The organism is Cupriavidus sp. 09_S30 (assembly GCF_056930435.1).
This window is the reverse complement of record NZ_JBXOWI010000001.1, coordinates 1,986,065-1,999,664: the sequence shown is the minus strand read 5'-3', so window position 1 is coordinate 1,999,664 and position 13,600 is coordinate 1,986,065. Positions and strand designations below refer to the sequence as shown.

The following is a 13,600-nucleotide window of genomic DNA, read 5'->3' as shown; positions in this document are numbered from 1 at the left end:
TCCTGTCCCGCCCTCTTCCCTTACCGCTCCGATTTGATAAAGTATTTTGAATGCAAAATTCAACAGGAGGAGAACATGCTGAAACTCGACTTCCATCCCGCCGGCCGACATTTCCTGCAGATCCCTGGACCCAGCCCGGTTCCGGACCGCATTCTGCGAGCCATCAGCTATCCGACCATTGACCATCGCGGCCCCGAATTCGGTGCCCTGGGCCTGAAGGTGTTAGCCGGCATCGGCAAGATCTTCAAGACCGAGCACCCTGTTGTGATTTATCCGGCATCCGGAACCGGCGCATGGGAGGCCGCGTTATCGAACACGCTGAGTCCTGGCGACGCGGTGCTGATGTTCGAAACCGGCCACTTCGCCACCCTCTGGAAGAAGATGGCCGAGAAACTTGGCCTGCGTCCGGAATTCCTCGGTCTGCCGGGCATCGAGGGCTGGCGCCGCGGTGTCCAGGCCGACATGATCGAGGCTCGCCTGCGCCAGGACACCGGCCATGCCATCAAGGCGGTCTGCGTGGTGCACAACGAAACCTCGACCGGAGTCACCTCGGACATCGCCGCGGTGCGAAAGGCCATCGATGCGGCACGACATCCGGCCGTGCTGATGGTCGATACGATTTCCGGTCTGGGGTCCGCTGACTATCGCCACGACGAGTGGGGAGTGGACGTGACGGTCTCCGGCTCGCAGAAGGGCCTGATGTTGCCGCCGGGCATCAGTTTCAACGCCGTCTCTCCCAAGGCCATCGAAGCCTCCCGCACCGCCCGGCTACCACGCAGCTTCTGGGACTGGGAAGAGATCATTGCGATGAACAAGACCGGCTACTGGCCCTACACGCCCAGCACGAACCTGCTCTATGGCCTGTCGGAGGCGCTGGACATGATCTTCGAGGAAGGGCTCGATAACGTCTTTGCACGCCACCAGCGCCTGGCCGAGGCTTGCCGCCGCGCGGTGCGAGCCTGGGGCCTCGAGATCCAGTGCGCGGACCCGGCCGTCTACAGCCCGGTGCTGACGGGCGTGATGGTGCCCGAAGGCATCGATGCGGACGCCGTGCGCCGGGTCATCTACGAACGCTTCAACATGTCGCTCGGCGCGGCCCTCGGCAAGATGAAGGGCCGGATGTTCCGCATCGGCCATCTCGGCGACTGCAACGACCTTACGCTGATGGCCACGCTTTCCGGATGCGAGATGGGACTGAAGATCTCGGGCGTTCCCGTCGCCTCCAGCGGAACCGCCGCGGCCATGGACTACCTCGCGGCCCACGCTATCCCCCTGCCCCTCCGGGCTGCCGCCTGACGAGAGGCCGCCGGGCTACTGCGAGCGCGCCGGGCGTGCCAGTTCGATCAGCAAGGCTGGGGAGGGCCTTGCCGCGAACTGGCCGCCCCACCAGGGCAAGCGCGCTTCACAGGCTCGGACGGCCCAGGCCCGCTCCACGCAGCACTGATCGCAATCAGGATCCGCACAGCAGCACAGCCGTAGCTGACAACACAAAGGAGACGCCGTGGAAACTACCCTGCAGGCCGGGGCAAAGGTGAGTTCGTATGAGGACGCGGTTTATCGCAAGGTAAGCTGGCGCCTCGTGCCGTTCCTGATGCTTTGCTTCCTCATTGCCTATCTCGACCGAGTCAACGTCGGCTTTGCCAAGCTCCAGATGTCCCAGGACCTTGGCTTCAGCGAGACCGTCTACGGCCTTGGCGCCGGCATTTTCTTCATCGGATACTTTCTGTTCGAGGTGCCCAGCAACCTTGCGCTCCATCGGTTCGGCGCCAAGATCTGGATCGGCCGCATCATGGTGACGTGGGGCCTGCTATCCGCCTGTTTCGCGTTTGTTGAAACCCCTGCCAGCTTCTACACGCTGCGATTCCTGCTGGGCTTGGCCGAAGCGGGCTTCACGCCTGGCATCGTCTACTACCTTTCCTGCTGGTATCCGTCTCACCGGCGCGCCAAGATCATGGCGATCTACTGCATGGGTTCCCCACTGTCCGGCATCATCGGCAATCCGCTGTCCGGGTTCCTGATGGGCAGCATGGGCGGCATCGCGGGCTGGGCGGGCTGGCAATGGATGTTCTTCATCGAAGCCGTGCCCGCTGTGCTGTTGGGCATCATCTGCTTCTTTTACCTCGACAACTCAATCGGCAAGGCCAAATGGCTCAGCGACGACGAGAAGCGGGTACTTGAATCGGCCAAGGCGTCGGACAACCAGGCCGCTGGCCCCGAGGCCCACGCAGGCAAGGTCTTCACCGACCCGCGCGTATGGCTGATCAGCCTGATCTGCTTTTGCTACGTCACCGGCCAGTATGGCATCACACTCTGGCTGCCGACGTTCATCAAGTCGACAGGCGTTTCCGACCCGCTGCACATCGGCCTGCTGAGCGCGATCCCGTACGTGGCCGCGATTTTCACCATGTACGTCTTCGGCAAGAGCGCCGACAAGCATCGCGAACGGCGCTGGCACCTGATCGTGCCCTGCATGATGGGGGCCGTCGGTTTCCTGGCCCTGCCCTGGATCATGCACAGTACGGCGCTGTCGCTGGTCTTCCTGTCGATTGCCGCTGCCGGCATCCTCACCTGTACCCCGCTGTTCTGGTCGCTTCCCACGGCATTCCTCAGTGGCGCCGCGGCAGCCACGGCCATTGCCATGAGCAACTCGATTGGCAACCTCGCCGGCTTTACCAGCGGCTACATGATCGGATACCTCCGAGATGTGACCCAGAGCGGAAGCAGCGCGTACTACATGATCGCGGGCATGCTCGTGATCGGCGCATTCGCCATCTGGACCTTGCCGGCAAAGCTGGTCAACCGGTAATGCCAGTGGGGAGCGGCGCCCCGCTCCTCGAAGATTCGTCCAGCTTCAATCCCTCAGCGCTCCACCACGGGGCGCATGGCAGATACTCATGGAACATTCCAACGAAACCGGCCTCGACGTCATGGAAGCCACCGTGTCCGGCGTGCATGCCGCCATGCGTGAAGGCCGGCTGACTGCGCGTCAACTGGTCCAATGCTACCTGGACCGGATTGCGGCCTTCGACCAGCACGGCCCCCGCATCAACAGCGTTTTACGCTTCAATGCCGAAGCCCTGGCGGAGGCCGACCGGCTCGATGCACGCGCAGCCGCAAGCCCCTCCTCCGCCCTGGCGCCATTGCACGGCATCCCCGTGCTGATCAAGGACAACATCGCGTGCGCCGGCATCGAGACCACCGCAGGCGCGCGTTGCCTCCAGGACAATCTGGCCGTGGAGGATGCCTTCATTGTGCGCAAGCTGCGCGAGGCAGGCGCCATCGTACTGGCCAAGACCAACCTGCACGAACTTGCCTCGGGCGGCGAAACCGTCAGCACCCTTGGGGGGCAGACACTGAACCCCTATGACCTGACCCGTACGCCGGGGGGGTCCAGTGGCGGTACCGGCGCCGGCATCGCGGCCAACTTCGGCCTGTTGGGAATCGGCACCGATGGCATCAACTCGATCCGTTCCCCGGCTTCGGCGAACAACCTCGTTGGCCTGCGCCCCACCATGGGACTGGTAAGCCGTGCCGGGCTGGTCCCCTGTGGGCTGACGCAGGACACCATCGGGCCTATCACGCGAACCGTGGCGGATGCCGCGATGCTCCTCGACGTGATGGCCGGCTATGACCCGGCCGATCCGGTGACCAGCCAGGGAGCTTCGCATATCCCGCCCAGCTACACGGACGGACTGGACCCCGACGGTCTCAGGGGCGCACGCATCGGCGTGCTGAGCACATTCTTCGGTGACGCGGATGAGAATCACGCCGTCAACGCCGTCATGCGACACGCGCTCGCCGCCATCCAGGCACAGGGAGCAGAACTGGTCGAGATCGACGAACAGATCCGCCCGGACGCCCTCCTAGAAGACACACTGGTGCATCTCTACGAAATGAAGGCCGATCTCGACGCCTACCTTGCCAGCGTGCCATCAGGCGTCCCAGTGCGCTCGCTGGAGGACATCATTGCTTCGGCAAGCGTGCATCCTGGCGTTGCCGGGACGCTGCGCCGCGCCATCGCGCTGGCGGACAACGAGGGGGAATACCGCGAACGGCTGCAACGTCAGCAGGCCCTGCGCGAGCGCATCCTGGCGCTGATGGCGATGCACCGTCTCGATGCCCTGGCGTTCCCGCACCAGCGCCGCCTGGTCGTGCCCGTGGGCGAAGCCCAGGCCGAACGCAATGGCGTCCTGGCATCTGCAACGGGCTTCCCGGCCATTGTCATCCCGGCTGGCTTTTCCGAACCGGACGCTAACGCCCCACTGGGCGTGCCTGTCGGCCTGGAGTTTTTTGGCCGGCCGTTTTCGGAAGCGACGTTGTTGCGGCTGGCCTATGCGGCCGAGCAAGCGCTGCGCGCGCGCCGGCCGCCTCTCACCGCACCGGCGCTGACGTAGCGCCGCGTCGCAGACGCACTTTCTTTGCTGCTCTACCAAGAGCCGGCCGACGATGCCGGCGAAAAGTTTGCGGATCCACCGTGACTGACCTCATTCCGAGGAGGAGACAATATGGGCGCAGAAGTGAATGTTCAAACGTCGCGTTCCCCCCAGCAGCACGAACTCGACGAGGCAATGGATGGCATAGGTGTTACCGCTGCACACAAGAAGATCATCTTTCTGATCATGCTGGGCGTGATGTTCGATGTCTTCGAGCAGAACGCCGTCGGCCTGGTGGGCCCCATCCTGCGCGAGCAATGGGGCATATCGATCGCGCACATTGGCTTTCTTAATACCTTGACCTTCAGCGCAGCCGCGCTGGGACGGGTTGGATCGGGCTATATCGCCGACCGCTACGGTCGTCGGGCCATGCTGAACGCGAATCTGCTGCTGTTCACGCTGGGTGCCATCATCTGCGCGCTCGCCCCCGACTACACGGTGCTGTCGGCAGGCCGTTTCATCGTCGGCATCGGGTTGGGCGGCGAAATCTCCGTCGCCGTGACGATCCTTGCCGAGCTGTGCTCCACCCGCTTCCGCGGCACCGCGGTTGGCATGGTCAGCGTAGGCAGTGGCGGCCTGGGCAACATGCTGGCGCCTGCCTTCGGACTGGCCGTGTTCGCCATGTTTCCCGGACCGGACAGCTGGCGCTGGTTATTCGGCTGCCTGGTGATACCTGCCATCTTCGTGGTGTTCTACCGTCGCTATATTCCGGAGACGCCCCGCTTCCTGCTGTCCAAGGGGCGCGTGGACGAGGCGAACCGCGTGCTCTCCGGTCTTGCTTCCGGACGCCTGGGTGCGCTGCGTGGAGAGCCGACGCCTTACATCAAGGAGGCCATCCAGGACGAATCGCCCCGTGCCAAGGTGCGGCTGCGGGATGTCTTCCGGGGCCGGCTGGGCCGGCGAACAGTGGCGTTGGGCGTCGCGGTGTCGATGACGTACGGTGCGCAGATATCGGTGCTGACGCTGATGCCGACCATCCTGATTTCACAGGGTTACACGATCTCCAAGAGCCTGCTGTTCACGATGGTGATGCAGAGCGGCAGCCTGTTCGGAGCGCTGGCAGCGTCGTACTGCGGTTATCACTTCCCGCGCAAGCGCGTGTTGACCTTCGGCGCCGGGCTGGCCTGCGCAGCGGGGCTGAGTTTTGGCTTCCTGACGTTCAACGTCGGCCTGGTGCTGCTGTTCGGCGCCTGCTTCACCTTCTGCGTCGTGCTGTTGAACACCTCGATCTGGATCTTTGCCCCCGAGCAGTATCCAACCGATGTCCGCGCGTTCGGCACGTCCCTGATTCTTGCGCTCGGCACCTTGGCTGGCGCGCTGACACCGCTGGTGAGCGGCCGCGTGTTCGAGGTCTACGGCGTCGGCGGCATGTTCAGCATGCTGGCCGCGATGTACGCCGTGTTCGCGCTCAGCGTACAGTTCGCACCAGAGACGTTTGGCCGGCCCATGGGTGAACCCGAAGTCGAGGACGCGCCGGAGCCGGCAGTCGGCACGGGTGCGGCCAGCGTCAGCCGATCCTGATTCCCGAAGTGAAATGAACTCAATCCTGCTGATCAACCCGAATACATCGCAGGCGACCACGCAGATGATGCTGGGGATTGCGCGGTCCAGTCTTGACGGGCGAGCGGAAATCCGGGGCCTGACCATGGAAGCCGGCGTGCCAATGATCGTCGAGGAGAGCGATCTCCGCGCGGCGGCAAGCGTGGTCGGCGCACTGGACGTGGGCAACGTCCACGGTGTCATCGTCGGAGCCTTTGGCGATCCTGGGGCCGAGATGCTTCGGCGCAGGCTGACGGTGCCAGTGGTGGGCATTGGGGAGGCGGCCATGCGCGAGGCAGCGCAGCATGGCCGGTTCGGCATCGCCACCACCACGCCTGCGCTGGACTCCTCGATCAGAATGAAAGTCCGCGAGCTCGGGCTGGAAGCGGCCTTTACCGGTGTTCGCTTCACGCCCGGCGACCCTTGGCAGCTTGGACTGGATCCTGAGGCCCTGGAGGCTGCGTTGGCCGCGGCTGTCCAGGCATGCATCGAGAGGGATGGCGCTCAAGTCGTGGTGATCGGCGGTGGACCGCTTGGAAACGCAGCGCAGGCGCTTGGCTCGCGCTTCGGAATCCCGGTCGTGGGTCCCATACCGGCGGCCTGCCGAGCCATCCTGCGCGCCCTTGCCGGCCACTGAATGCCGGTCAGGAATCTACACCCCCTATTCGCTATCAAGGATTTACCCCAGACATGAACACGAACCAGATTGATGCAGTCGCGCAGTCCCTGATCCAGGCACGGCGCGCCCGCCGCTGCGCAGATGCGCAGCCTTTTGCCACGGCGCTTGCAACCCCTGAGGAGGCCTATGCCGTGCAAGCGGCGGTCGCCGCTTCGATGGACTGGCATGCACCCGGCGCGAGCTACTGGAAGTCCGGCGGGCCTTCACGGCAGGCGCCGATGACGCACGCGCAATTGCCTGCGGAGGGCGTCTGGCAAAGCCCGGCGCAAGCCGGGAGCTGGAATTTCACCTGGCGCGGTATCGAGGCCGAGATCGCCTTGCGGCTTGGGCGCTCGGTGAATGCCGAAGAAGCCGCCGCACTCGTTGGCGACAATGCCGCCTCATTGGTGGATGGCATGGCGATCTCGATCGAGGTTGTCGATTCGCGCTGGCAGCAATACATTGAAACGCCTTCGCTGTTGAAGCTTGCCGACCTGCAGGCTCATGGCGCGCTCGTGCTCGGTGAGTGGCAGCCCTACCAGCCTCGCGACTGGGCTGCGCAACGCTGCCATGTTCAGATTGGCACGCAGAGCTTCGAGCACCGAGGCACCCATGCCTTGGGCGACCCTGCCTATGGACTGGTGGCTTGGCTGCGTCACGCCACACGCAACGGCGGGCGCGTGGAGGCCGGCTCGGTTGTCACGACGGGCACCTGGGTCGGAATCCTGCCCGCCTCGGCAGGCGACCTGGTAACGGTGAAATTCGATGGCATTGGCCACGCTTCCATTCAGTTCTGAGCGAGGCAAGCTGGGCGTCGGCTACAGCTCGAACCGCCGCCGACCACGCTTCACTTAAGGAACGGGCGCTAATCGACGCGCGGCGCAGCCGCTTGTACCGGCTGGCCGTCGCTGCGGCCTCCGAAGCCGCGGTGAAGAGACCAGTCAGCCAGTGACTGATTTCATTGTGATTTCCGCAGGGCGCCACCCGAAAACCGCATGGGGTCTAGGGGTGGCTACCCCGGTAAATTGCAGTGAAATCAAAAGAGACCCCTACAGGGGTAATTTTGGTCGTAACGGTGCGCAGCCTATGCAAGGAGCTTCGCCCGCAGCCGGTTATGTTCCTCCTCCGTAATGGCTCCTGTTGACCTCAGGCGACTCAGTTTCTCAAGCTCGTCAGCAACGCTGAAGCCGACGACCTGACGAAGTTCGTTGCGAGCCTGCCTTGCACGTTCTTGATTGCGCTCAGCCATGCCGAGGCCCTGCGTGAGGATATAGACGAATACACCAATGTAAGGCAGCACAATCAGCAGAATCACCCATAACACCTTGGCAAAACCAGATACGTCGTGGCGCCGGAACAGGTCGCCGGATACGGTGATGAGCAGCCAGAACCACAATATGAACAGAAAGACGCAAAAGACATCGACTACAAAGTTGGTGAATGAAAATCCTTCTTGAAATAGCATTTTCGCTCTCCATCAATTGTGGTTTCTATAACGGCGCATCTCTCTATATATAGCAGGGGAAGCAACGCTCCATCCAGGCCGCGAGGATTCCCCTGCTCCATCTGCGTGTGATACCGGTCGAGTTGCAGGCGCAGGTTCGGTAAGCCGATTTCCTCCATCAGCGCCACGGCCTCTTCAACACGCGTGAGCGAGTAGTCAGGCAGCATGGCGCGCGCCAATGGCTCGAGCAGCACGGTGATGCCGTAAGGCTCGAAGTAGCGCATCGCCCGCTCGATATTGCGCAACAGCCTGGTGCGCACGTTCGCCAGGCTCTGCCCTGTCCCCAGGTTGCGCGTCAGCAGATGCACGCGCTCGCAGCCAAGGCCATAGCAGGGTAGGCAGCCGAACTGCCCGTCCAGCCAGCGCCTGCAGGCCCCGCGTTCGACTGGTGGCAGGTATCATCCGCGGCTGGCCAGTCGATGACCGACCGACCAGAACTGATCAACTGCCCAACTGCCCGATTCCCCAAGGTAAGGGGGATTTACTAAGTCATGCCTCGAATATTCCTTTTTTGTTGGGTTTCAGCGCTCATGCTGCAACCTCTTACTGCCGCATCTGCCTCATACCGGGAGGAGTGGCTCAGCCCGCAACAAGCTGAGCAACTGAGGGGGAGATCCACGGAAAAAAGTCGAAGCATCGCGGACCGGAAAGGCGCTACCGGTACTGCCACGCAGCCCAAAGCAGAACCACTCGGCCTGAGAGCAGTGACTCGAAAGCAGGCGACTCACGAAGACCCTATCGCTGCAATCGCCAGACACGATGCGCATCGAGCAAGGAATCGTCCCACCAGCCACTTGCGGCAACAGCCTGCGGCAAAGCGTTCACCTGGTGGCAGATCTCATAGGCTGCTGGCCACGCGAAGAACGACGGCTCGCGAGCTGATCCCGCCGCCTGCCCCAGCAGGGCATGGCGGCCGAAGGGCGCACCCTGACGCGTAGCCTGATCGCGAACTCCTTTGCGGACGCCGCGCGTTCATGGTGTCGCCGCGCTTCGATTCCTGAACGGTTTTGCGTAGCCGGTCCGACGTGGGAGAAACCCGGTCACACCGCTGCATCCGGCTCCGGCACCCGGGCGCGGATCTCTTGCCGGGCCGTGTCGCGCAGCCTCAGCAGCGACTGCCAGTCGTCGCCGGCGGCGCTCACAGCGTTTCCTGCCACCACCGCCAGCGGCGCCCTGCTTGGCCACCAGCGCCCGTCCCTGAGCAAGGAGCGGGTGCCGATCAGGGCGATGGGCACCACCGGCACATGCGCGCGGGCGGCGCACAGGAAGGCGCCCAGGCGGAACGGCATCAGGCCTGGCTCGCGCCGGAGGGTCCCTTCCGGAAAGAAGACGAGCGACTCGCCGGCCCGCACGCGCTGCTCCAGGACACCGGTGTCTTCCACTCCGCGCGCGGCATCGAAGCGCTCGACGAAGGCACAGTCGAGGCGGCGCAGCAGCAAGGCCAGCGGCGGGTTTCGCAGCAGTTCCTGCTTGGCCACGAAGGTGAAATGGGCTGGGAGCACTGCCGTCATCACCACCACGTCGGTGTAGCTGGCGTGATTGGCGACGACCACCACCGGGCTGCGGCGATCGAGCATCGGCAGCGATTCGATGCGCGGAAAGAGGCCCGTGAGCGCCAGGCCCAGGCGGGCACCGCCGCGCGCGATGCCCCGGCACAGGGGGCGCCACGGCGACAGCAGGATCAGCGTGCAGGCCGGCAAGGCGATCAGGCTGAACACCAGCCATGCCCAGGCGCCCCAGACCCAGGAGCCCGCCTGGTGCAGGCGGCGCGCGAGCCGGATGCGCGCCCCCGCGAGCGTGAGCCGCAGCAACTGGCGCCATGGCGCAAGCGGTCCGCTCCCCATCTCGCCCCGCTCGTACAACTCGCGGCAAGCGGCGCGGCGCAGTTTGCCGCTGGAGGTCTTGAGCACCGTGCGTGGCGGCACCAGCAGGATTTCATCGGCCGGCATGCCCATCAGGTCGCTGGCCAAATGGCCGATGTCGGCGCGTATCCGCTCGCGCGCCGCCTCGTTCTGCTCGCGCGTCTCCGCCAGTACGACCAGGCGCTCGGTGCCACTGCGCACGTCGGAGGCCGGGAACACGGCAACGCCGCCCTTGCGCACGCCCCCTACGTGGCTGATCGCTTCTTCCAGTTCCTGCGGGAAAAAGTGCTGGCCGGCACGAATGATGATGTCCTTCAGCCGCCCCGTGAGGTACAGCTCGCCCTCGGCCATATAGCCCATGTCACCGGTCTTGAGCCAGGGGCCGTCGAACAGGCCAGCCGTCGCCTCGGGATTGCGGAAATAGCCGGCCGTGGCCGACGGTCCGCGGAACTCCACATGTCCGAGCGAGCGCTCGGGCAGTTCACGACCCGCGGCATCGGCGATGCGGATCTGGTGGCCCGGCAGCGGCAGGCCGCCGGAGACCACCCGCAGCGCGCTGCGCCCCGCCTGTGCGGGCGGACGGGCGATGCCCTGCCGCGCCAATGCATCCCGGTCGATCTCGTCGATGCGTGGCCCGCGCCCGGGCGGCGGGAAGGCCAGCCCGAGCGAGCATTCGGCCAGCCCGTAGACCGGGGTCATGGCGGCGCGGTCGAAGCCGAAGCGGGCAAAGCGCGCGGAGAATTTCTCCAGGGTCTCGGGGCTGACAGGCTCGGCGCCGTTGTAGGCCAGCCGCCAGGTGCGGAGGTCCAGCCCGGCCAGGGCCGCCTCGGCGATCCGGCTCGCGCACAGCTCATAGGCAAAGTTCGGTGCCGCCGACAGCGTGCCGCGATGCTGGTGGATAGCCCGCAGCCATGCCGCGGGGCGCGCCAGGAAGTCGGTTGGCGACAGCAGCACGAGGCGGAATCCTACCGACAGGCTCCCCATGCACGCGCCGATCAGCCCCATGTCGTGATACAGCGGGAGCCACGACACGAAGACGTCGGCCGCGGTGACCCGCGCGGTGCGCTCCATCACGCGCAGGTTGGCGAGCAGATTGGCGTGCGTCAGCACCACCCCCTTGGGATTGCCGGTACTGCCCGAGGTGTACTGCAGGAAGGCGATATCGTTCGGTCCGCGCATTGCGGGGCTGGCCGGAGCGCCGTCGGCATGGAGCTCCGCGGGTGTCAGGATCTGGCGCAGCGAGACGCATTGCGCGCGCAGCAGGCGCAGCAACGGCTTGGCCGGCGGCACGGTCACCAGGATCGCCGCCTCGGCATTGGCCAGGATGCCGGCGCTGCGCCGCATGTGATCCTCGATCTGTGAGAGGCGCGCGGGCGGGTACAGCGGCACGGGAATGCAGCCCGCGTAGAGTGCGCCGTAGAAGACGTCGAAGAACTCACGCCCGGTCGGCAGCATCAATGCGACCCGCTCGCCCGCGGCAAGCCCCAGCCGCGCGAGGCCGGCGGCCACCGCGAGCGCGCCTGCGTGCATCGACCGGTAGCTGAGCTCGCCGGCCCCTGGGAAGATGGCGTAGCTCTGGTCGCCATGCGCCGCTACGTGCCAGTCGATCAGATCCGTCAGCGTGGCCACGCTGTCCGGCGGCCGGTTGGCTGCCGCCGTCCTTGCCGCGCCGGGGGTGGCAAGCGCCGCCGCCACGGCGGCCATGGCGGGCACTGCCTCTTGGCCCGCCAGTCGTAACAGTTCGCGCGGGGTCTCGGCAGCCATCAGTGCCTGTTCATCGACCCTGGCGCCGCAGGCTTGCTCGATGCGCACCAGCAGCTCCGTACGCGCGAGGCTGTCGAGGCCGAAATCGCGCTCGAGCGAGTGATCGAGGCCCAGCGTGCCGAGCTCCGGCGTGCCGGGCCGCAGCTCGGCTGCCAGCTCGCGCACGATGGCCAGCAGGGCTGGCTCGTCGGACAGCACCGGCTCCCCTGCCCCACGGCGCGCTGGATCTTGCCTGCCATTCATCTGCCTCTCCTGCGGCGCTGACGCAGCAGCCCGGTGGTTGAGCCTGCCGGCACGCTCGGTGGATAGTGCGCCAGCCGGGTGGCTGCCAGACCGGGCCCCAGCGGATTGCAATGCGCCACCATACTGCCTATCGCTTCGATCCTCCCAGCCTGGCTCTCCGTACGGGCCATGGACGGCACGCGCGAGATGCGTCCGCCCTATCCCACCGTGGCAGCCCGCACGGCAGCGATGCCGTGCCCCGAAACCCAGTTGCTATTGCGCGCTAAGCGGGTACATGCGCGCGTCGATCCTGGCCAGAATCAACAGCGTCCCCGGCTTGTCCGCCCGCGCCGCCGTTACGCCTTGCGCGACAGCCGGCACCCGCGCATGGCGGGGAAAGGCGCAATCCGAACGGGGAAGGAGTAGATGGCAGAATTTCGCAGGAGCCGCCTCACGGCAAATGCTCGACTCGCCCAGGCATGCCATGCTCCCATCGTAGCCAATAAATGTAACGGTGCCAGCGGAAGGCGCCGCGCCTGCATCGTCTTCGGCACCCGGAGCATGGTGGCGCGGCCCGCGCAAGCGTCCGGGTGGGGCGCCGTCATTTGACCCGAGTCATGCCTGGCTGCCGGCACCTCCCTATAGTGAGAGTGCGACCGGTGCAACGGCATACGCTGTTGCCGGATCTCCAACAGAGGGGGCGACATGGACGATCAGGAATCCGAGCGAAGGGCACAGAAAGATGCTTTGATCCGCGATACCAGCATGCTGCTTGCCGATGTTCAGGCATTGCTGACCAGAATCGCGGCGCAAGCGGGCGCGGAAGGTGACGATGCACAGGCAGAACTGGTGGCGCGTGCACGGGCGCTTCGCACGCGCCTGGAGTTGCTGCGCGGAGCGGCAAGGCATCGCATTTCGCGCTGGGCCGAGGGAACCGAACACTACGTCCAGCAGCACCCCTGGTCTTGCCTGGCTACCGTAGCCGCCATCGCTGCGCTCGCGGGGGTGATCGTGGGGTGGGCAGCCAGGCGCCGCTGATGCGCAAGCGTGGATGGTGCAGCCAGCCAAGGGACAGCTCGTGTTGGAGCTGACTTCAGGAGAGAGCTCATGGAAGGACTGACACGGCGGGAAATGGCACAGCTCTCCGCTCAACTCGATGCGGACGAAAGGCGCATTCATGCGGTGGCCGGCTCGGCCGATACCCCGCTGGCAGCGCCCGTTCAGCGCGAGGCGCAGGACGAAGTCGATCAGGCGGACGAGGAAATCATGCAGCGCGTGGACGATGCGGTACTCGAGCACTATCGGATGGAGCTGGCCGATATCGCCGCGGCCCGCACACGAATGTCTAGCGGGAAGTACGGCGTCTGCTTCGACTGCAGGCAGCCCATTGCCTTCCCCCGGCTGCAGGCGCACCCGACGGCCAAGCGTTGCACGGCATGCCAGGGTCGTCACGAGCACCTGTTTGCACGGGAGGCCCCCGATTCGCCGCAGGCCGCCATCGGTGCCGGCCCGTCGAAAACCGGGGTACCAAAATAGCGGTTGCCGGTGTTGCCCGGCCTGTACCGGCAACCGAGGCGGCCTTGGACTGCTGGCCGTTGCCCGAAGCCCGCCGCGCCCT

General features: G+C 65.3%; 11 protein-coding genes. 8 read left to right on the top strand and 3 right to left on the bottom strand.

What is annotated here, in order from left to right; translation table 11 throughout:
* Window positions 1-75: 75 nt before the first annotated feature.
* The 6 genes from AC1Z3O_RS09540 to AC1Z3O_RS09515 all read left to right on the top strand — a co-directional run bounded on the left by AC1Z3O_RS09540 (window position 76) and on the right by AC1Z3O_RS09515 (window position 7,427).
* Window positions 76-1,296, top strand: coding sequence for a pyridoxal-phosphate-dependent aminotransferase family protein (locus AC1Z3O_RS09540; protein ID WP_483515457.1), 1,221 nt, complete (start codon window positions 76-78; stop codon window positions 1,294-1,296).
* A gap of 205 nt (window positions 1,297-1,501) precedes the next feature.
* A complete protein-coding gene (locus tag AC1Z3O_RS09535) occupies window positions 1,502-2,806 on the top strand; it encodes an MFS transporter (RefSeq protein WP_483515455.1) in 1,305 nt (434 codons plus the stop codon).
* Between the two features lie 88 nt (window positions 2,807-2,894).
* Window positions 2,895-4,394 carry an amidase family protein gene (locus tag AC1Z3O_RS09530; protein ID WP_483515453.1) on the top strand — a complete coding sequence of 500 codons (1,500 nt, stop codon included), beginning with the start codon at window positions 2,895-2,897 and terminating at the stop codon, window positions 4,392-4,394.
* Between the two features lie 111 nt (window positions 4,395-4,505).
* Complete coding sequence (locus tag AC1Z3O_RS09525; RefSeq protein WP_483515451.1) at window positions 4,506-5,954, top strand: MFS transporter; 1,449 nt, start codon at window positions 4,506-4,508, stop codon at window positions 5,952-5,954.
* 13 nt (window positions 5,955-5,967) lie between these two features.
* Entirely contained in the window at window positions 5,968-6,609 is a 642-nt protein-coding gene (locus AC1Z3O_RS09520) for an aspartate/glutamate racemase family protein (RefSeq protein WP_483515449.1), read from the top strand.
* A 53-nt stretch (window positions 6,610-6,662) separates the two neighbouring features.
* Window positions 6,663-7,427 (top strand): fumarylacetoacetate hydrolase family protein, encoded by a 765-nt coding sequence (locus AC1Z3O_RS09515; RefSeq protein ID WP_483515447.1) that lies wholly within the window; start codon window positions 6,663-6,665, stop codon window positions 7,425-7,427.
* Window positions 7,428-7,714: 287 nt separating this feature from the next.
* Here AC1Z3O_RS09515 and AC1Z3O_RS09510 read toward each other — a convergent pair whose 3' ends face one another.
* The 3 genes from AC1Z3O_RS09510 to AC1Z3O_RS09500 form a co-directional block, all read right to left on the bottom strand.
* Window positions 7,715-8,095 carry an SHOCT domain-containing protein gene (locus AC1Z3O_RS09510; RefSeq protein ID WP_483515445.1) on the bottom strand — a complete coding sequence of 127 codons (381 nt, stop codon included), beginning with the start codon at window positions 8,093-8,095 and terminating at the stop codon, window positions 7,715-7,717.
* A complete protein-coding gene (locus AC1Z3O_RS09505; protein ID WP_483517562.1) occupies window positions 8,056-8,493 on the bottom strand; it encodes a TIM barrel protein in 438 nt (145 codons plus the stop codon). Before AC1Z3O_RS09505 ends, AC1Z3O_RS09510 begins: the two co-directional genes overlap by 40 nt.
* A gap of 681 nt (window positions 8,494-9,174) precedes the next feature.
* Window positions 9,175-12,003, bottom strand: coding sequence for an AMP-binding protein (locus AC1Z3O_RS09500; RefSeq protein WP_483515443.1), 2,829 nt, complete (start codon window positions 12,001-12,003; stop codon window positions 9,175-9,177).
* Between the two features lie 684 nt (window positions 12,004-12,687).
* On the opposite strand from AC1Z3O_RS09500, the gene AC1Z3O_RS09495 reads away from it, so the two are divergent.
* Window positions 12,688-13,020, top strand: coding sequence for a glycine zipper domain-containing protein (locus AC1Z3O_RS09495; protein ID WP_483515441.1), 333 nt, complete (start codon window positions 12,688-12,690; stop codon window positions 13,018-13,020).
* Between the two features lie 69 nt (window positions 13,021-13,089).
* Entirely contained in the window at window positions 13,090-13,518 is a 429-nt protein-coding gene (locus AC1Z3O_RS09490; protein ID WP_483515439.1) for a TraR/DksA family transcriptional regulator, read from the top strand.
* The last annotated feature ends 82 nt before the right edge of the window (window positions 13,519-13,600 follow it).

Excerpts from the sequence above, each read along its gene's own strand:
- AC1Z3O_RS09540 (WP_483515457.1), top strand. The coding sequence starts at position 76 with ATGCTGAAACTCGACTTCCATCCCGCCGGCCGACATTTCCTGCAGATC.
- AC1Z3O_RS09530 (WP_483515453.1), top strand. The coding sequence starts at position 2,895 with ATGGAACATTCCAACGAAACCGGCCTCGACGTCATGGAAGCCACCGTG.
- AC1Z3O_RS09525 (WP_483515451.1), top strand. The coding sequence starts at position 4,506 with ATGGGCGCAGAAGTGAATGTTCAAACGTCGCGTTCCCCCCAGCAGCAC.
- AC1Z3O_RS09520 (WP_483515449.1), top strand. The coding sequence starts at position 5,968 with ATGAACTCAATCCTGCTGATCAACCCGAATACATCGCAGGCGACCACG.
- AC1Z3O_RS09515 (WP_483515447.1), top strand. The coding sequence starts at position 6,663 with ATGAACACGAACCAGATTGATGCAGTCGCGCAGTCCCTGATCCAGGCA.
- AC1Z3O_RS09510 (WP_483515445.1), bottom strand. The coding sequence starts at position 8,095 with ATGCTATTTCAAGAAGGATTTTCATTCACCAACTTTGTAGTCGATGTC.
- AC1Z3O_RS09500 (WP_483515443.1), bottom strand. The coding sequence starts at position 12,003 with ATGAATGGCAGGCAAGATCCAGCGCGCCGTGGGGCAGGGGAGCCGGTG.
- AC1Z3O_RS09495 (WP_483515441.1), top strand. The coding sequence starts at position 12,688 with ATGGACGATCAGGAATCCGAGCGAAGGGCACAGAAAGATGCTTTGATC.
- AC1Z3O_RS09490 (WP_483515439.1), top strand. The coding sequence starts at position 13,090 with ATGGAAGGACTGACACGGCGGGAAATGGCACAGCTCTCCGCTCAACTC.